This is a genomic window from Streptomyces sp. NPDC003038, from assembly GCF_040611115.1.
In the GTDB taxonomy this organism is placed as follows: domain Bacteria; phylum Actinomycetota; class Actinomycetes; order Streptomycetales; family Streptomycetaceae; genus Streptomyces.
The window spans coordinates 410,793-428,230 of the sequence record NZ_JBEXNN010000002.1; the positions used below are offsets into that span (position 1 = coordinate 410,793).

Annotated in this window: 17 protein-coding genes and 1 pseudogene; 12 read left to right on the forward strand and 6 right to left on the reverse strand. The window is 69.9% G+C overall.

The genetic code is table 11. The annotated features are described in order from the left end of the window. Positions 1 to 10: 10 nt before the first annotated feature. Positions 11 to 619, reverse strand: a complete 609-nt coding sequence (locus ABZX75_RS04620) for a DUF5819 family protein (RefSeq protein WP_355407952.1) — start codon at positions 617 to 619, stop codon at positions 11 to 13. 327 nt (positions 620 to 946) lie between these two features. Beyond that, a complete protein-coding gene (locus ABZX75_RS04625; protein ID WP_355407747.1) occupies positions 947 to 2,182 on the reverse strand; it encodes an ice-binding family protein in 1,236 nt (411 codons plus the stop codon). Positions 2,183 to 2,578: 396 nt separating this feature from the next. Here ABZX75_RS04625 and ABZX75_RS04630 point away from each other — a divergent pair, with 396 nt between their 5' ends. Both ABZX75_RS04630 and ABZX75_RS04635 read left to right on the forward strand, forming a co-directional pair. Next, complete coding sequence (locus tag ABZX75_RS04630) at positions 2,579 to 3,442, forward strand: helix-turn-helix transcriptional regulator (RefSeq protein WP_355407748.1); 864 nt, start codon at positions 2,579 to 2,581, stop codon at positions 3,440 to 3,442. 305 nt (positions 3,443 to 3,747) lie between these two features. Continuing rightward, positions 3,748 to 4,884: a mechanosensitive ion channel domain-containing protein gene (locus ABZX75_RS04635; RefSeq protein WP_355407750.1), complete on the forward strand. Its 1,137-nt coding sequence runs from the start codon at positions 3,748 to 3,750 to the stop codon at positions 4,882 to 4,884. 143 nt (positions 4,885 to 5,027) lie between these two features. Here the strand turns inward: ABZX75_RS04635 and ABZX75_RS04640 are convergent, their stop codons facing one another. Continuing rightward, positions 5,028 to 5,498, reverse strand: coding sequence for a DNA starvation/stationary phase protection protein (locus ABZX75_RS04640; RefSeq protein ID WP_355407752.1), 471 nt, complete (start codon positions 5,496 to 5,498; stop codon positions 5,028 to 5,030). Between the two features lie 185 nt (positions 5,499 to 5,683). Here ABZX75_RS04640 and ABZX75_RS04645 point away from each other — a divergent pair, with 185 nt between their 5' ends. Then, positions 5,684 to 5,923: a hypothetical protein gene (locus tag ABZX75_RS04645; RefSeq protein WP_355407956.1), complete on the forward strand. Its 240-nt coding sequence runs from the start codon at positions 5,684 to 5,686 to the stop codon at positions 5,921 to 5,923. 80 nt (positions 5,924 to 6,003) lie between these two features. On the opposite strand, the gene ABZX75_RS04650 is transcribed toward ABZX75_RS04645, so the two are convergent. Further along, positions 6,004 to 7,368: an NAD(P)/FAD-dependent oxidoreductase gene (locus tag ABZX75_RS04650; RefSeq protein WP_355407754.1), complete on the reverse strand. Its 1,365-nt coding sequence runs from the start codon at positions 7,366 to 7,368 to the stop codon at positions 6,004 to 6,006. Between the two features lie 216 nt (positions 7,369 to 7,584). Between ABZX75_RS04650 and ABZX75_RS04655 the strand changes: the two genes are divergently transcribed. Together ABZX75_RS04655 and ABZX75_RS04660 are read left to right on the forward strand one after the other, a co-directional pair. After that, complete coding sequence (locus ABZX75_RS04655) at positions 7,585 to 7,980, forward strand: hypothetical protein (RefSeq protein ID WP_355407755.1); 396 nt, start codon at positions 7,585 to 7,587, stop codon at positions 7,978 to 7,980. Positions 7,981 to 8,210: 230 nt separating this feature from the next. Then, a complete protein-coding gene (locus tag ABZX75_RS04660; protein ID WP_355407757.1) occupies positions 8,211 to 8,675 on the forward strand; it encodes an ATP-binding protein in 465 nt (154 codons plus the stop codon). A 28-nt stretch (positions 8,676 to 8,703) separates the two neighbouring features. Here ABZX75_RS04660 and ABZX75_RS04665 read toward each other — a convergent pair whose 3' ends face one another. Further along, positions 8,704 to 9,093: a peptidase inhibitor family I36 protein gene (locus ABZX75_RS04665; RefSeq protein ID WP_355407759.1), complete on the reverse strand. Its 390-nt coding sequence runs from the start codon at positions 9,091 to 9,093 to the stop codon at positions 8,704 to 8,706. A gap of 582 nt (positions 9,094 to 9,675) precedes the next feature. Here ABZX75_RS04665 and ABZX75_RS04670 point away from each other — a divergent pair. Next, positions 9,676 to 10,485, forward strand: a complete 810-nt coding sequence (locus tag ABZX75_RS04670; RefSeq protein ID WP_355407761.1) for a polysaccharide deacetylase family protein — start codon at positions 9,676 to 9,678, stop codon at positions 10,483 to 10,485. 1,975 nt (positions 10,486 to 12,460) lie between these two features. Next, complete coding sequence (locus tag ABZX75_RS04675; protein WP_355407763.1) at positions 12,461 to 13,282, forward strand: lipase family protein; 822 nt, start codon at positions 12,461 to 12,463, stop codon at positions 13,280 to 13,282. Positions 13,283 to 13,803: 521 nt separating this feature from the next. On the opposite strand, the gene ABZX75_RS04680 is transcribed toward ABZX75_RS04675, so the two are convergent. Then, positions 13,804 to 14,001: a hypothetical protein gene (locus tag ABZX75_RS04680; RefSeq protein WP_355407765.1), complete on the reverse strand. Its 198-nt coding sequence runs from the start codon at positions 13,999 to 14,001 to the stop codon at positions 13,804 to 13,806. Between the two features lie 409 nt (positions 14,002 to 14,410). Here ABZX75_RS04680 and ABZX75_RS04685 point away from each other — a divergent pair, with 409 nt between their 5' ends. The 5 genes and pseudogenes from ABZX75_RS04685 to ABZX75_RS04705 all read left to right on the forward strand — a co-directional run bounded on the left by ABZX75_RS04685 (position 14,411) and on the right by ABZX75_RS04705 (position 17,438). Then, the gene (locus tag ABZX75_RS04685; protein ID WP_355407767.1) at positions 14,411 to 14,863 is read left to right on the forward strand and encodes a hypothetical protein; all 453 of its coding nucleotides are present in this window, start codon (positions 14,411 to 14,413) and stop codon (positions 14,861 to 14,863) included. Positions 14,864 to 14,954: 91 nt separating this feature from the next. Further along, the gene (locus ABZX75_RS04690) at positions 14,955 to 15,509 is read left to right on the forward strand and encodes an SMI1/KNR4 family protein (protein ID WP_355407769.1); all 555 of its coding nucleotides are present in this window, start codon (positions 14,955 to 14,957) and stop codon (positions 15,507 to 15,509) included. 148 nt (positions 15,510 to 15,657) lie between these two features. Next, positions 15,658 to 15,805: pseudogene (locus ABZX75_RS04695) on the forward strand (transposase); the annotation flags it as partial. 658 nt (positions 15,806 to 16,463) lie between these two features. Continuing rightward, complete coding sequence (locus ABZX75_RS04700) at positions 16,464 to 16,673, forward strand: hypothetical protein (RefSeq protein ID WP_355407771.1); 210 nt, start codon at positions 16,464 to 16,466, stop codon at positions 16,671 to 16,673. A 222-nt stretch (positions 16,674 to 16,895) separates the two neighbouring features. Beyond that, complete coding sequence (locus ABZX75_RS04705; protein ID WP_355407773.1) at positions 16,896 to 17,438, forward strand: FABP family protein; 543 nt, start codon at positions 16,896 to 16,898, stop codon at positions 17,436 to 17,438.

Below are 17,438 nucleotides of genomic sequence, written 5' to 3' on the forward strand. Positions count from 1 at the left end.
CGACGTCAGCTCAGTTCGTTCCACGGGGCTCCACCTTCCACCAGGGCAGGTAACGGGTGTCGGCGGGCACGGCGGCGGCCGTGGCCGGGTGGCGAGCGGCCGTGGTGGCCGAGGCGCCGACGGGCAGCGTGACCACCCGCAGCTGGATGGAGTCGAACGAGCCGCGTCGGTGGGCGGCGACGCGATCCACCGCGATGTTGCGCAGGTACGTCTGCATCATCACGGCCCGCTCCGAACGCGGCTGGTCGTCGGTACCGAACACCTCTAGGTAGGAACCCCAGGCTCGGCGCAGCATGTTCTGCGCCGTGTGGCTAGGGAAGGGATTGTGTTCGATGGCGGAAGCGTCCACGGCACTCAGGTCGAACCAGTCGCTGACCTCCACGGTGCCGTCGGGCGTCGTCCGCCCGGTCCTCGCCGAGATCTGCCGGTTGACCGACTCCGGGTCCGGGGCGAAGAGCCGCCAGTTCTGCTCGAACAGCGGGTAGACCCAGGCGTTGATCGGCCGACTGTAGAGCTGCGAGACCGGGTTCGCGGGCGCCACGTGCAGAAAGACCAGGAGGACGTGGGCCAGCGCCGTTGCCAGACACAGGACGACGACGGCCGCAGTTCCCGCGTTCAGCGGGCCGCACGGCTCCGGATCACCCCCGTCCGCGTGCCGACCGCCGCCGCGGTCCTCGGCGGACCGCCCGGCCGCTGACTGCTCCGGTTCCGTCACGTCCGCTGCCTTGACTGCCTTGACACCGCCCAGCACGGCCCCACCCGGCCTTCCCGTCGAGACTGCTCATGTATCCGCTCTTTCCGGCTCCTGCGAGCGGCGTGCGACGGAATCGAAGTTCCGCCGCACGCCGTCGTCCTCGCTCGCGCACGGGCGACTGCCCCGGCAGTCAGCCCGCCATGGGTGCCCGTGCGCGACCCACTACTACGATGACAAGTGCGTGCGGAGCACTTACTTGTCGCCGCCGTGCCCGTGGTGCTCGCCGGGCTTGCCGGGCTTGCCGTGCTCGCCCTGATGGTCGTGACCGGGCCTGCCCGGCTTCTCGTGACCCGGCTTGCCGGGCTTGTGGTGACCCGGCTTGCCGGGCGGCTTGGGATGACCGGGCTTCCCGGGCGGCTTGGGGCCGCCTCCGCCTGTTGTGCCACCCAGGGTTCCGCCCGTGATCGGGCCGGCGACTGCGCCGCCCGTCGCTCCGCCGAGTACGCCGCCCAGCACCCCGCCTGTCGTCGCCCCGCCGAGTACGCCGCCCAGCGCGCCGCCGCTTGTCGTCGCTCCGCCGAGTACGCCGCCCAGCACGCCGCCGGTCGTGGTACCGCCGTTGGTGGTACCGCCGGTCGTGGTGCCGCCGTTGGTGGTGCCGCCGTTGGTGGTGCCGCCGTTGGTGGTGCCGCCGTTGGTGGTACCGCCGTTGGTGGTACCGCCGTTGGTGGTGCCGCCGTTCGTGCCTGTGTCACACGTCGCCCGGGTGATCCGGTTGGTGTCCAGCGTCACGGCCTCGGTGATGGCCAGCGCGCGGCCGTCGATGGAAGCCCCGGTGGTCGCGGTGACGGCCGCACCGGCCATGATGGTGCCGACGAAGGTGGAGTTGGTGCCGAGAGTGGCGGAACTGCCGACCTGCCAGAAGACATTGCAGGGTGCCGCGCCGTTGACGAGGAGCACCCGGCTCGCGGAGGCTGTCGTCAGACCGGAACCGACTTGGAAGACCCAGACGGCATTGGGGTCACCCTGGGCGTCCAGGGTGAGCGTGCCGGTGAGCCCGAGGGTGGACGATGCGGTGTAGACGCCGGGCACCAGTGTCAGACCACCGGCGTCCGGAGGAAGGGCGCCGTCCGTGGCCTGTCCGGCGGCGTTGTTGTACGCCGCGACCAGGTCGGTCTTGGCTTGTTGGGCCACGCTGTCAGCGGAATGCAGAGTTCCGAGCACCAGCCCGGGCGGGAAGCCGGAAATGGACGTTCCCGGGTGCACTCCGACGTCTCCGGTGATGACTGAGGGGCCGGTATTGGTGACGGCCGCGCCGGCCAGCACCGCGAAGCTGGTCGCCGTGCCGAGGGGAACAGGTGTGGCGAGCGCGTCCGCCCGGTTCGGTGTCACGGCGACCACGGCAGAAGCGATCACCGTGGCGAGTACCGTCGCGATCCATACCGGCGTTGTGCGCCGTAGTGCCGCGCCAGAGGTATTCAGCGTCATCGAGGGGCCATCTCCTGTAGGTGGACGGTGGCGGCGTCATTGACGGTCTCAGTCACCCAAGACCGTCTCGCCGTCGCTGGCATATTACGTAGAAACGTGCATCGCGCCGGGATTATTAGGGGCGTTTCTCGCAATCCACCATTTATATTCGGCGGAAAATAATACAAAAATTGAATGGGCTTAATGACCCTAGTGGGGGCGCGAGAATTTCCATGGTTTCGCGGAATGGTGCTGCGAAAGTCCATGAGGAAAGAGGCGGGGCCGGACCGTTTGGCGGCACTGCCCGTCAGCGGTGTGTGGGCCTGCACGACACGGTGCTCATCCGGGTCCAACGCCCTCCGGACCGTGGCAGTCTGCTCGCCCGAGCAAGATCTTCGGAGCGGAGGAACAGGCCTCGTGGGTGTCGACACCAATCCCACCGTCAGCAGGCGCCGGCTGGGATCGGAGCTACGCCGGCTCCGGCACCGCAGAGGCATGACGACGCAGCAGGTGGCGGCGAGCCTGCTCATCTCGCAGCCCAAGATCAGCCTCCTGGAGAACGGCCGCCGCCTCATCAAGCCGCGCGATGTGCGCGATCTGTGCCGGCTGTACGGAGTCCAGGACCAGGGGCTCGTCGAAGACCTGATGCGACTGGCCCGCGAATCGGGCCGACAGGGTTGGTGGAACGCCTACGGCGACATCCCGTACGGCGCCTACATCGGCCTGGAGGCCGAGGCCGCCGCGATCCGGACCTACGAGCCCCTGGTGATCCCGGGCCTGCTGCAGACCCCCGCCTACGCCCGGGCGGTCATCGCAGGAACGGTCCCTCACGCCACCGCCCAACAAGCTGCCACACGCCTCCAGGTACGGCTGCGCCGCCAGGAGCGGCTGGGCGACCCGGACAACCCGCTGCGTTTATGGGCCGTGTTGGACGAGTCGGTGCTGTGGCGAGTCGTCGGCAGCCGCGATGTCATGCGCGAGCAACTGGAGCATGTGGCGCACCTCGGTACCCAGCCGCATATCACCGTCCAGGTTCTTCCTCACGACGTGGGTGCGCACCCTGGTGTTTCGGGGCAGTTCTCGCTGCTCGAGTTCGCCGACACGACCGATGCGAGCGTGGTGTACGTGGAGAAGTTCACCAGCGATCTCTACTTGGAGAAACGATCCGACGTGCGGATCTACGCCAACATCTACGCGCACGTCCAAGCCCAGGCGCTGAGCCCCGACAGCACCCGGCACCTCATCAACGAAGCCGTTAAAAGGTATGCGGGCGGGGAATGAGAGGCGGGAAGCCCGCCCGCGTCCCCAGCTCACCCGTGACCGCCGTGCGCCGAGGGCCGTGGCTTCAATGGCGCCGGATGTGGTTGCGGCCGTCGTAGATGCCCGGATGCCCGTACGTTCCCGTGCCCGGAGGTCCCCATGCTGGGGGAACGGAACGACGGTGTGGCGCAGGACCCGTGCCGGGGCGCGCATGAAATCCCTCCGCCGCAGCATGCGCGGTACATGGTCCGCCCACCTGTCCGCCGCCACGACGGCCGGCACGTGCGCCGGGGATCATGCCTGCCGACATCATTCACCGAGGAGTTATGAACAGCGTTCTGTGTTTGCTGACCGTCCTGGGTGGCGCGATCCTGCTGACGTTCGCAGTCGGCTGGATCGCCGACCTGCTGCTGCGCCGTGCGGACGCGCGCCATCCCGAAACGCCCTTGTGGGGCCTGCTGCGCCGGTGCCGCCTGGCGCTTCGGATCGTACTGCTGGCCGCGCTGCTCAGAGCCGTCCACCAGCAGGTCCCGTGGAGGCCGCTGCGGGAACACGAGGCGGCCGTGGACCGGGTGCTCTGGCTGGTCCTCATAGCCGCCGGGGCGTGGCTGGTGGTGCACATCACCTCCGCCGCCGTCGAGTCGACGTACGCCCGCTACGCGACCGGGACGCGTGATCCCGCCCGGGTGCGCCGCGTGCGCACCCAGGTGACTCTGCTCATGCGCGTCGTCACCGCCGTCGTCGCCGTGGTCGCGGCGGCGGCGATCCTGCTGACCTTTCCCGGCTTCCGCACGCTCGGTACGTCCATGCTGGCCTCGGCCGGAATCATCGGCATCGTGGCCGGCGTGGCCGCTCAGTCCACCCTCGGCAATCTCTTCGCCGGCTTCCAGATCGCCTTCGGCGACATGGTCCGCATCGGCGACACGGTGGTGGTGGACGGCGAATGGGGTGTGGTCGAGGAGGTCACCCTCACGTTTCTCGCCGTGCGTACCTGGGACGAGCGGCGCATCACCATGCCCGTCTCCTATTTCACCGCCCGCCCCTTCGAGAACTGGTCGCGCGGCGGCATCCAGATGACGGGCACGGTCTTCATCCACTGCGATCACACCGCGCCCGTGGTCCTCATACGCGAGAAACTGCTGGAGATCCTGGAAGCCTGCCCGGAGTGGGACGGCCGCGGCTGGGATCTCGCCGTCACCGACACCTCACCCAGCACCATCACGGTGCGGGCCATCGTCACGGCCAAGGACGCGGACGATCTGTGGACCGTACGCTGCGCGGTACGGGAACAGCTGGTCGCATGGCTCGCGGAGAAGTACCCGTACGCCCTGCCGCACATAGCCACGACGACCGCCCCCGCTCCGCCCGGCGAGGAGACGGCCGAGCGCTTCGGTGCACTCGACCGGGACCGCGGGACCCGGTGCCGGCCGGGTGTCTCGCCCTCAGGGCGCCGAGGCGGTTAAGCCGCTCGCGGGGTGCACTGCCCGACTGCCCGACTGCCCGGCTTCCTGGCCGCCGTCACCCGCCCTCGACCGAGCCCGGGAACGGCGGATGCCGCCGCCCGTCGATGGACGGGCGGCGGCATCCACGGGGACGGGAGCGCCGTTCAGGCGCTCTCGGCCATGAACATCCAATGGTGCTTCTCGAGGTCGCCGGTGAGGCCGATCAGGAGGTCCTGGGTCACCGGGTCGGGGTCGTCCGTCGCCTGGATGCGCTCGCGCATGCGGGTGATCACCGCGCCCAGAGCGTCCACCAGGATCCGTACCGCGTCCTCGTCCTTCACCCACCCCTCCGGCACGCCGGAGATCGCGCTCGTCGAAGCCACCGTGGCCGCCCGGCCGTCCGGGGTCACGCCGAGGGCGGAGGCCCGTTCGGCCACCACGTCGGAATGGGTACGGGCCGAGGTGACGACTTCATCGAGCTGGAGATGGACGGACCGGAATCGGGGGCCGACCACGTTCCAGTGCACCTGCTTGGCGGTGAGCGCCAGGTCGACCAGATCCACCAGCGCGCCTTGCAGCGCTTCGCCGACGACCTTCAGGTCGGCATCCGGGAGGGCGCTCTTGACGACGGACACGGAGATCTCCATTTCGTGAGGTCGCCGACGGCACGCGATGCACTGAGTACAGGCTTGCCGCCGACAGCTGAGCATATGGGACGAAATATTGTTTACCCGGACTAGTCGGATGGAAACGGGTGGTCTGTTGGGGTGGGGCGTCGGCTGGTCGGACCCGGCGGGCGCGCCCTGCCCGGTGAACCCGTATGACCGACCAGGTCGGCCGGGGTGTGGCGGTTCAGCGGACCTGGCACGGGTACAAGACGCTCTGTCGTGAAGGACTCACGCTGGGAGGATCCATGCCGGGACTACTCGCCAAGATCAAGCAGTTCGGCCGCAGTCCGCAGGGCCGGCGGACGATCGCCTCGGCCCGCCGTGCGGCCGCCGATCCACGGAGGAGGGCGCAGGCCCGCGGACTGTTCGCCCGCCTGCGCGGCAAGCACTGAGAAGCGGCGTGCCGGGGGGCGCCCCCCTGGGCGGCGGCCAGATGGGCCGCCGCCCGCCGCCCGCCGCCGCCGCCCGCGCCTCAGCCGGAGGCGCGTAGGGCCGCCGTGTGGGAGCGGACCTGGTCGGGCGTCAGGTAGACGTCGGTCTGCTCGAACTCCCGCAGCGTGGGCCGCCGCGCGGACTGGAAGCCGGTGCGGACGAAGTCGTCCCCGGCCGTCGCGTTGAGGAGCCAGTTGGTCAGGACCCGGGTCTTGGCCACATTCGTGCGCAGCGCCGACCAGTGGTAGCCGCGGGCCACCGCTTGGGCGGGCAAGCCGCGCAGGGGCACGCCCAGCGGTTTCGAGACGGCGTCCTTGCCCCCGAGGTCGACGACGAGGCCCAGGTCCTTGTGCTCGTACGGCCGCAGCGGCCGGTGCCGCAGGGTCGCGATCAGGTTGTCGGCGACGGTGCGCCCCTGACGCAGGGCGTGTTGCGCGGTGGGCGGGCAGATCGCGCCCTCCTCGCCCTTGGCGAGGTCGGGCACCGCCGCCGCGTCCCCCAGCGCGAAGACCCCGGCCGCGCCGGGAACGGTCATCTCCGGGGTCACCACCAGCCGGCCCCGGGCGGTCTCCGCGCCCAGGGTGCCGATCAGGGGGCTCGCGGCCACCCCGGCCGTCCAGATCAGGGTCCGGCTGGGCAGTACCCGCCCGTCGGTCAGCGTCACCTCCTCGGCGCCCGCCTTGGCGACGCTCACCCCCAGGGACACCTGGATTCCGCGACGGCGCAGGATGTCCAGCGCCGCGCGACCGAGGGAGTCGCCCAGTTCCGGCATCAGCTTCGGGGCGAGGTCGAGCAGATGCCAGGAGATCTGCCGGGGATCCAGGCGCGGATAGCGCTTCACCGCGTGATGGGTCAGCCGCTGGAGGCACGCCACCGTCTCGGTGCCGGCGTAACCCCCGCCGACCACGACGAAGCACAGCCGGGCCGCCCGCTCCGCCTCGTCCTCGCTCGCGTCCGCGAGGTCGAGCTGCGCGATCACGTGGTCGCGCAGGTACGCGGCTTCGGCGAGCGTCTTCATGCCCCGCGCGTGCTCGGTGAGCCCGGGGATGTCGAAGGTACGGGTGATGCTTCCGGGAGCCAGCACGAGATGGTCGTAGGCCCGCTCGGCGACCTCGCCGGTGATCTTGCGGATGATGCACAGCTTCGCCTCGGGGTCCACGCCGATCGCGCCACCGGGAACGATTCGGGTCCGGTGGCGGCTGCTGCGCCGCAGCGAGACGGCGATGGACTGCGGGGTCAGTACACCGGATGCCACCTGCGGCAACAGCGGCAGGTACAGCTGGTAGGAGTGGGGTGTGACCATCGTGATGTCCGCTTCAGCGGGGGACAGCCTGCGTTCCAGCCGGCGGACGCACTCGACTCCGGCGAAGCCGGCGCCCACCACGAGAATCCTCGGTCGTGCCACGGTGTCGGTCCCTTCTCGGGCCTGCCAGTTCCCCCTCGCACCTGCCCCGTTCGGTGGCCCCTGCACGCCGAAGTGCCAGGCGGCCGGAGAATCGACTCGAACGGCCCGGCCGGCGGCCGCCCGGTCCGGTTCCGGCTTCCGGGCCGCACGTGGCGTGAGCGGCGCTGTCTAGGGCGGCGCTGTCTAGGGCGGCGCTTCCGGGGCAGGCGGCAGAACATGACTGATACCGAGAAGACTGCCGCCAGCAGTTACAGCGTCACGGTCCGTGGGGAACGGTTCACCTGCCGCGAGGTGAACGGGCTGGGGGCTCAGGGGGACGGCGGCCTGCCCGGCCAGGTCCTCACCATCACCCTCGCCGACTGCGTCCTCACCGACGTCCCCGGCGCCCGGGAATGGGCGCTCTCCGCTGGTGGATCACCAGTCGCGCAGGACGTGACGATCGACGAGACGGCGGCCGACGGAGAGGCTCCGCGTGCCGTCTGGCATCTGACCGGTGCCCGTCCCGGCGACATCGCCGAGCCCAGCACGACGGCGTCGAACCACGAGACCCGGATCCAGCTGCTGACCGTATACGCGGAGAAGATCACCCCGGACCTGCCCCGGACGGTCTGAGGCCGAGGCACGTCCGGTGCATCCTCGGGCCCCGAGGGTTTCGGCCGCGGCCTGGCGGTCACACGGGCAGAGGTAACGCTCCAACGAGGAGAGGAATCCCTCATGGGAACGATGATCCTGCTGATCGCGCCGATGCTGCTGGCGCTGCTGCTCGTCAACTCCCGGGGCACGCACCGCCCGAAGCACCGGGCCGACCGGTTCTGAGACCGGCCGGGCAACTGGGAAGCGAGGTGGGTGCGTTGTCGCTCCGTGCGGTGGGGTGGGCCAAGTCGTTCCCGGTGTACCGGGGGCCACGGGAAGCCCGTCGGTGGTGCCTGGAGCATCTGGACGCGCTCAGCTGGACCACGGACGCCCGCGATACCGTCCACTCCGTCCTTCTAACGGTCTCCGAGCTGGTCACCAACGCGCACGTCCACGCGCACAGCAGCGCCCACCTCGTGCTCACCTGGGACGGCCGGTGCCTGCACGTCAGCGTCGCCGACGCCGACCCCCGCCTGCCCGCCCCGCGCGAGGCCCCGGACGGAGCGACATCCGGGCGGGGTCTCGCCATCATCGACGCCCTCGCCGACCGGTGGGACGCCCACGCCTTCCACGGCGGCAAGACCATCACCGCCTGCTTCCACCCACCGGACCGGCCCGACCCGGGCTGCGGCGTGGGAAGGCGGCGGAGCGGTCCGCCTCCCGCATCTCCGTGAGAGGCGGACCCGGCCTGTTGGCGGGGTGTCAGCCCGGGCAGGAACCGGCGCAGAGCGAGCCGATGGTGTAGGTCCCCGCGAGATTTCCCCTGGTGCCGGCGGTGGTGCTGCCGATCCGATCGGTGTAGTTGGTGTTGTGGTAGTAGTGGAACCTGCTACCGGTGTGGTTGTACACGGACCGCGTGTTGGTGCCGGCTCGCATCCACGAACACTGGGAACGGGTGTCGGTGGAATTCCGGGACCACTGGCACTTCTGCCCGCCCCCGTCCCTCTCCGAGTAGAAGCAGATCCATCCGGACGCGCAGTTGTCGTAGCCGCTGATCGATACGTCGTCGGCCTGGGCGGCGGGCGCGAGCGCGAGCGCGGCACCGACGAGTCCGGTCGTTACGGCCAGGCTGAACTTGGTCCGACGGTTCATGACCCCTCCTTCGTTCGGCTGAAGCGAGACTGCCGTGGCAGCGCGGCGCGCACGGTTGAGGCTCGGCTGCCACCGAGGAGTCTGGCGGGTACATCGATCGAGCGGCTACGGAGGAATCGGCCATTTCGTCGACGTTCGTTCCGCATGGGGCGTGTTCGAGGCGCTTCATGCCGTCAGAGCCTGAAGTCGGCATGTGGGCGGTTTGTCATCTACTGACCCGCTGGCGGCTGTTCGTATTGCCCCGATCGGGACCAATCGCCGTGGCCCGAGGCGAACCGGTGGCGCCGAAGAGCCGGCGGAGGGGCATCGGGTGCCCGTGAGCTCGGACGATGACCAGGCGAGCAGGTGGGGCCGGTCGGTTGCCGAGCGTGAGCGTGATCATGGCTGAACCTGCTGTCCCCCCGTCAAGCTGACCGAGGTCACGCGCTATCGAGTGCGCGGTCCTGTAGCGCTGGGAGCTCCGGGCAGTGCGGATCACCCAACCGCACGGCGCGGGTTACGGGCGCTCCGCGCACGGCTCGCGCATAGTCGTGGCGGGCCCGGGCCTGTGACCGCGGCTCCAGGCCGGAGGGAGTCAGTGTGGTGGATGTCGGACGACGCACGGTCATGGGCGCTCTTCTGGCGGCGGGGCTGACCCCCTGCTCAGGCGCCGAGGCGGCGCCGGAGCGCCTGGCAAACCTCGCCGGTGCTCCTCCTGCCCGGCTGCCCGGTGGATCACGGTCGAAGGCGGGCCCGCGGCCACCGGCGGGGCTCCTCGGCACCGAGATCCGCCGACTGCCCACGTCCCGAAGAGTCATGGCGCTCACCTTCAACGCGGCATGGGACGAAAGCGGAATCGAGACCGTTCTGGCAGAGCTGCGGCGACGGAAGCTGTCCGCCACGTTCTTTCCGACCGGCCAGTTCGCCGAAGCCCACCCCGCAGCCGTTCGCGCCATGGCCGTCGCACACCCCCTCGGCAACCATTCCTACAGCCATCCCTACTTCGACGACCTCAGCACAGCGGAACGGGCCGACGAAGTGCGCCGCGCCGACGCGGCGATCCGCACGGCCGCGCGGGCCGAGCCCCTGCCGTTCTTCCGCTTCCCCTACAGCTCCACCACCCCGGAGTCCATCGCCGACATCAACGACCTCGGGTACGCGGCGATCGAGTTCACCACCGACACGAACGGCTACCTCGGCCCGGAGGGCGGCGTGAGCGTGGACGACGCAGTCGAGCGAGCCATCGATGCCTTCACGCCCGGCGCGATCATCCAGATGCACGTCGGCAGCACCGGGAACGGCATCGTCACCGATGCCGAAGCCCTGCCTCGGATCATCGACGCAGCCCAGTCCGGCGGCTACGAGATCATCGACCTCCGCCGCTTCCTCACCAGCGCGCCGGCCATCGGCTGACGGGCCGCGGGCGCTCTGTCGAGCGGACGTCTCCGGGGGGACTGCCGTCGTAGCCGGTACGCGGTACTCGGTAGGGGGCGTGCGGCCGGCCCGGTCACCGTACGGCGGCGGGCCGCGCGGGCGCATGTCCAGGCGCTGTCCCAGCCCCGCAGCCGAGCCCAGTGTCAGGATGTCCGCCCTTGTCGGCGACAACGCGCCTGCGCGAGGCGCGGCGTGGACGCCCGCGCCTGGGGCTGCGTTGCCCTGGGCGGCGGTGGATCGCCCAGGGCAACGAGGGTGTCGCGGAACCGCCTCGGGGGGAGCGGTCATGCATCACGCGACAGTCGGATAAACGATTCAGCTGCCTGATGGACACGCTTGCATGCCCGGGTCGGCGGGCGACGCACACGACGGCGAGTCGAGGGCACTTCGCGCATACGTCGCTGGGCGACACTCTGCGCGGTGACTCGACCCATGCAACCCCGTGTCCGCCCGCAGGATGGAGAAGTACGCGCCCATGCACCCGCCATCGGTCTGGCACTCGGCGGCCACTTCGGCACCGGCCGGTGGTCGGCCCGCCGGACGGAGCGAAGCTACGACGGGGGGCGCCGCGGGAGATCGCCCCCTACCCACCCGACCTCGGTGCCAGCGGCCAGGGGCAGGCGGAACGGTCATGGGGCCAGGAGGGGACCGAAGGGCTGTTTCGCGATCTCCACTGCCCGCTGGGTGACGGTGTCGTGCACCGCCCCCAGCCCCCGCTCGCCGGGTTCCGCGGCGCCCCCGGCCGGCCTGGCCGACGACGACGAGCGGGTCCGTGTCGCAGCAGGCAACCGCTGCTGAGGGCGGGGGAAGACCCGCCTCGGTGAGAGCCACGCGCAGGGCGGCTTCGCTGGGCACCCCGGATACGGCGTCGTCCGGGTTCCGGTACAGACGGCAGGACCTGCTCGGTTCCGCCCCCGCGGAGGCGCACTACGGCGGGGATGGCTACCGGCACCGGCTGATACCCGTACGGCGGCGCGACCCGGCCAAGGGAGCTGACGCGGGGGCCGGCGGTCCTGCGGGCCGGAGTACCCTCGGCGCCGGCTGAGGCCATGCCGTCACCACGCGGTCTCGCGCGGGTCGGCGGCGGCGCCGGCCGGAGCCAGGCCGGTGGCGCAACTGGAGCGCACCGCCAAGCGGGGTGCCTGGGGCGCTGCCCATGGCGCGGCAGGCGATGCCCTCTCCGCGCAGCGATCGCACTCGCCCCTCGGGATCACCGAGAAGGAAGTCCGGTAGCGCTTGATCCTCTACGTGCTGTGCGCCACTGACCTGACCTGACCCGATGATGGATGGCAGTTGGCGGAGCGAGGGATCGTTTCGCTGGTGAATTGAGCGGTCCGACCGGGTGAGTTGGCCACGGGTTCCCTGTCGGGCAGGGGTGGGGCGCGCTACACCAAGGGCCGTGATCAAGCACCTCATGCTGCGTGGCCCGCCAGCGCTCCCTCTCGTAGCCCTGCCCCTGCTCACACCGGGGGTGAGGCGTACGCGAACGACCAGGCCTGCCGTGGACAGTGATCCCCGTCGACACTGATCGTCGTCACCACCAAGTGATGTGCCCCAAGGCGGACAAGGGCGCGGCGCAGCGCACGGCGACGAAGTTCCGCTGGAGCCCGGCCGCGGACGAGGCTGAGCGGGAAGCGCTGCTGCGGCTGTCGGAATACTGCCTTGGGTTCCACCGTCCGTCCGCTACGGGAGCGCCGTGTAACACCGCAGCTGCTCGCCCCCGACCGAGCGCGGCCGACGAGTGATATGCGGGCGTTGCTTGTTCCGGCTCTGTCGCGCGGGCCCGCCACCGCGCCTGCCGCCCCGCTGGGAGCAGGCGGCGTCTCGTCCCTCGCCGGGGGCCGGCCGCCCAAGCATTCGCCTCCGTACCAGGCCCTGCTGCACCTGTACCTGCACCTGCCGTTTCGGCTGTCGAGGCTTCCGAACCGCCGACTACTCCTGAGAGGACCCTTCTGTGTCTGTCCCTACTGCGATCGACCACCACACCAAGGACTACAGCGTCGCGCACGCGTACTGCCTGGCCCAGGTAGCCGATGTGGCCTACAAGGCCGAGCCCGTCATCGAGGAGAAGGCCCGGGAGTGGGGTTTTGACCGAGTGCGTCATCACCACACCCGGTTCACCCCGCCGTTCCCGCTGCAAGACACGCAGGCCTTCACCATGGCCAGCGATCACATGATCATCACCGCGTTCCGCGGGACCGAGCCGGCTCAGATCCGCGACTGGCTCTCCGACGCCACGACCCCGCCGTGGCCGGGCCCGGGGAAGACGGGCTACATCCACTACGGCTTCGGCGAAGCCCTCGAATCCGTCTACCCCGAGGTCAAAGACACCATCGCCGAGTTCCGCACCAACGGGCAGAGCGTGTGGCTGACCGGCCACAGTCTCGGCGGCGCCCTCGCCATGCTTGCCGGCGCACGCCTCCACCTTGAGGACCCAAAACTCACCGCCGACGGCATCTACACCTTCGGCCAGCCCCGTACCTGCGACCGCCTCCTTGCCGCTGCCTGCAACAAGGGCCTGGCCAAACGAATCCACCGCTTCGTCAACAACAACGACATCGTCCCCCAACTCCCACCCGAGCCCGCCTACACCCACGTCGACACCCTGCGCTACATCGACGCCTCCGGAAAGGTCCGTGAGTCGACCACGCTGCTGGGAGGCCTCGCGGACCGGGCGAAGGGGCTGACGGCCGATCCGTTCGCTCCCGCCAGTGACGGCGTGCGTGACCACTCGATCGGCAAGTACATCGCGGCGCTCAAGAGCAACCTCCGCTGACCCATGCCCCGTACCGGCCTGTACGGGTGGGAGGCCCCGTACTACGAAGTGCGCGGCCTCGACTTGTCAGGCCCGTGTCCGCTCCGGGCGTCGGTGACCACTCGTTGACGAGGATCCGGCCGCCGCCCGGCAGCGCCAGGGTGCTGTTGGGCTCGGTCGGCTCGGGCGACACGGTCACTGGGGACCCGAGACGCGGAGCGTCATGGTCGCCGATCCGGTCGCTGACCCAGGCACCGGAGCTACGCGGGACGACGCCCGCGGGCCCCGGTGGGTTGGCCGAGGCCGCGGAACGTCGTGGTGCACGGCGGCAGAAGGTGATCACGTCAATCGAGGACAACGGCTCGATCGCCTCCCACCGGAGCTTCGGCTTCGCTTCGGCTTCGGCTTCGGCTTCGGCACGAACGTCGCCGACGAGAGGGGCGGCCCCGGCCGGGCCATGGCTGTCGTTCACACGAGTTCTGCCGCTCGACGTCTCGTGGTCGTGACCGGCCGGCCGTCACTGGTAACCGCTCAGCAGCGGGTCAGAGTTCCTCGTCACGCACGCCGGGCTCTTCTCCCAGCAGGTCTTCCTCGCGGCGCCGCTTGCTCTCGCCGGGGCTCTTCCCGCGCGACGGCTGGCTGGGCTCCGGGTGGACCGGGTCCTGGCCGGGGCGCCGCAGGCGCTCCTGCTCCTCGCGGCCCTTGCCCGGCTCGTGGCGCTTGTCCTGCATACCGCCCATGACGGCGACTCCTCGTGTTGTGTGGGGTGCGGATTCTTCCGGGATCACGCTGACACGCACCGTGACGGTCCGCACCATTTCGGCTGCCGACCGTGGTGCACGAGTCATGCCTGCCCCTGCTGTGGCTGCGCCGGACGCGGGCCTTCCGTCCGGGGCACACCCCTACGGGCCGGATACGTATGGCGGCCCTTGCGACCACACCCGGAGGCAGGTGCTCCGCCTGCGGGCCGGCAGCGGCACAGCTCCCCGTGGACCGTCTGCCAAGGGTCCGTACTCCGGCGGCAGATCCCGCCAGCGGGTCCGGCCGACACCGGTCGGCGGATCCCGTCGAGCAGCTTTCGCCAGCGCACCGATGGCCTGCGCCCTCGGGCGCCGGTACGAGACAGGACCGTTTCGGTAGCCTCTAGCCATGGTTGATCAGCATCCCGCCGTCTACGAGACGCACTTCACCCGCAGCCCCTTCCAACTCCTGTCCCGAGCCGGGTGGAAACGTCTGGTCGCATTCCGAGCCGACAGCGCAGGCGTCCTACTCGGCGGTGCGCCGGCTCGTTACAAGGCGCAGACAGCGTTCGTGCCGTGGGAGGACATCACGTCCATAGTCCTCTGGCAGCAGCACACGGCCGGCACCCCAATCAACTACATCGGCGTCCACCGCCGTGCGGGAACCCCAGAACTACCGGGGCCGAACCGCATCATGTCCCCCGAGCAGGCGGAGCGCACGGTACCGCACGTCGAGTATGCACTCCTCCGTGCTAGCCGACCCGTCAACCTCTGGCGTCTTGACACCGAGCGCCTGCAGACCGCAGTCGACGCCTTTGCCCCAAACGTTCCTGTCCTCGTGTATCAGCAACGGCCCGCGTAGCTAGCACGCGAGGTTAAAGAACAAGCTCAGCTTGTTCTTTAACCTTGGGGCGTTCGATGGGTTGTCAGCGGTGGCTGGCAGGATCACAGGCGTGGCAGAACTCGGTGATCTTGTGGAGCGGGCAGCAAAGCGCGTTGGTTCGGAAGCGGAGGCACTGACTTCTCCTGTGACCGAGGAGGAGCTGGCTTCTGCAGAAGCCGCTCTGGGTATGGCACTGCCCCCTCTGCTCGCCAGGCTGTATCGAGAGGTCGCCAATGGCGGCTTCGGCCCTGGCTACCAGCTCTTTCCGTTGGTGGGGCAGGGACAGACTGCCGTCGAGGCATTCCGTACCGAGCGAGCTCAGTCGGCGGGTGAGGATGATCCGCACGGGCCGCCCGGGATTCTGCCGATCTTGACCTGGGGTTGCGGGATGTTCGCTGCCGTGGATTGCCAGAGTGAGGCGGGAACCGTACTGCTCTTCGAGCCGAACGCCGGCGAGGACGGCTGGGAGCACGCCTGGTACGTCGATGCCGGGAGCCTGGACGCGTGGCTGGAGACGTGGCTCTCTGGCACCGGGTGGTACGAGGCGGAGGCATTCGAGGACACTGAGGCGGGTGAGCCGCAGCCTTGGGAGCCCGCCGCTGCCCGGCTGTCCGCCTCCACTTGAGCCGATCGGGCACTCAGATTGAGCCTGCGGCCTCGACCGGCACCTCGAACTGGGTAGCTCACCTGGTTATTCGCCGGACGTGCGGGCGGCCTCCGTCTGATCACGTGCTCCGACCAAGGTGCACGTGACCACGACGAAGGCCGTGACGGTGAGTCTGCCGCCTGACGATGTCCGCAGGGAAGCGTTCGGAAGCGTCACGCTTCCGGAGCGAGTGCTATTCGTGTCTGACTGCCCGGCGCGATGAGCTGTTCGAGCTGGCGGACGCCGTGCTGTGTGCGGATGGTCGTGTGAGGAACGGCGCTCGACATCAATGGCTAGAGCCTCCGCATAAGTGCTGTTCCAGTCGATGGCGAGCCCGGCCATGTGGCGGTCCGGCTCCGCTCGGTACTGTCTCGGACCGAGACCGTGGTTCAGCGCGCTGATGGGCTTGTCGACCAGGAGGGCCGCCGGGGCGTTCATCAGGGGGCCGCGACGTTCACCGCGCTGCCGCTGCACTGGGAGAGCCCGAGGTTGCGCTGGCCGCTGCCAGCCGGCCCGGGCGGCAGCGATGCGGGTGACGCCCAGCTCGACCGCTTGGGCGGGTAGAAGGAGGCGGGAGGGGGCGCAGGGCCGTGGGGCTCGTGCCTTCGCCGCGTGCTCCGCCGGCCCCCAGGCGCGCCGGGAAGACTTCACTGTCTGGTGTGAGGCCATTCCGGCGTCTTGCCGCCCCGGCGGGAAAGTACGCGGTCGTGCGGGCAGGCGGCTGTCGGGTGCCTGCCGATGCCGTCCTGGGCCGGTTGGCACGGGCGCGGAGGGACAACCGCAGTCGTCGGAAGGTGGGCCTCCGCGGAAAGTCGGCCTTCGCAACCTGGACCGTGACTCGCTCGTCCATTCGACCCACGGGGTGTTTCGCCGCCCTCCGCAGAGGTGATCTCTGAGGAGCCCAGTACCCCTTCACTCCCTTAAGGAGCAGTCATGCGCATCCGGGCCGCAGTCACCACAGCCACCTTCGTCGCCACCTTGGTCCTCGGTGGCGCTGCCGCCGCCGTGGCCCACGGTACGGACGACGACCAGCCGAACGGCGGATCCGTTCACTACGGCGCCTGCGAGATGTCCGCCGGTGTCGTCGGGGGCAACCCGCTCTACAACGCTGGCTGCGTGGGCGGCGCCATCGACTGGCGCTAACGAGCCAGAGCAGAGACGAGGAGGGCGTGGCCTGAGGACTACTCCGGGCCGCGCCGTCCTCGCGTTGATGAGGTACGACCGTGCCCTTGGGCACCGGAGCCGGGGCCAGCAGCCGGGACCGCCGGAACCGATGGGACCGGCGAGGGAGCCAACAGCAAGGGACCGCACACGTCACGCTAGGCTGCGCACCGCCGGGGGATACGCAGACAGGCAAGGTGAAACGTGATCGAGTCGCCGCAGGAGAATCCGTACCCCGACAGCCACGTCCTCGGGGAGGGACCCGATCCGCACCCCCTGCTGCGGCCGGTGCTGCCTCTGCTGGGGCGCTGGCACGGCCGGGGGCGGGGCCAGTATCCGACGCTTGAGCAAGACTTCCAGTACGAGCAGGAGATCACCTTCAGCCACGACGGCCGCCCGTTCCTGCGCTACGAGGCACGTGCATGGCTGATCGACGAGTCCGGGGCCCCGATCCGCCCGGCCGGGCGCGAGACGGGGTGGTGGCGGGTGACCCCCGATGCCGGCCTGGAAGTCGTACTCGCCCACCCCACCGGCATCGTCGAGACGTACGTCGGGCACGTGTCCGATGCGGAGATCGAGATCGAAACCAAGGACGTGGCCCTCACCCCCCTGGCCAAGGAGGTCACCGGCACACGGCGCCGGTACACCCTCCACGCCGGGGAAATGACGGTGGTTCAGGACATGGCGGCGGTGGGTCAGCCTCTGCAGCACCACCTCACGACGCATCTGCGCCTACGCTCTTCCTGA

Coding starts and splice junctions, on each gene's coding strand:
- ABZX75_RS04625 (WP_355407747.1), bottom strand. CDS start 2,182: ATGACGCTGAATACCTCTGGCGCGGCACTACGGCGCACAACGCCGGTA.
- ABZX75_RS04635 (WP_355407750.1), top strand. CDS start 3,748: ATGAACAGCGTTCTGTGTTTGCTGACCGTCCTGGGTGGCGCGATCCTG.
- ABZX75_RS04645 (WP_355407956.1), top strand. CDS start 5,684: ATGACCGACCAGGTCGGCCGGGGTGTGGCGGTTCAGCGGACCTGGCAC.
- ABZX75_RS04655 (WP_355407755.1), top strand. CDS start 7,585: ATGACTGATACCGAGAAGACTGCCGCCAGCAGTTACAGCGTCACGGTC.
- ABZX75_RS04665 (WP_355407759.1), bottom strand. CDS start 9,093: ATGAACCGTCGGACCAAGTTCAGCCTGGCCGTAACGACCGGACTCGTC.
- ABZX75_RS04680 (WP_355407765.1), bottom strand. CDS start 14,001: ATGGGCGGTATGCAGGACAAGCGCCACGAGCCGGGCAAGGGCCGCGAG.
- ABZX75_RS04685 (WP_355407767.1), top strand. CDS start 14,411: ATGGTTGATCAGCATCCCGCCGTCTACGAGACGCACTTCACCCGCAGC.
- ABZX75_RS04700 (WP_355407771.1), top strand. CDS start 16,464: ATGCGCATCCGGGCCGCAGTCACCACAGCCACCTTCGTCGCCACCTTG.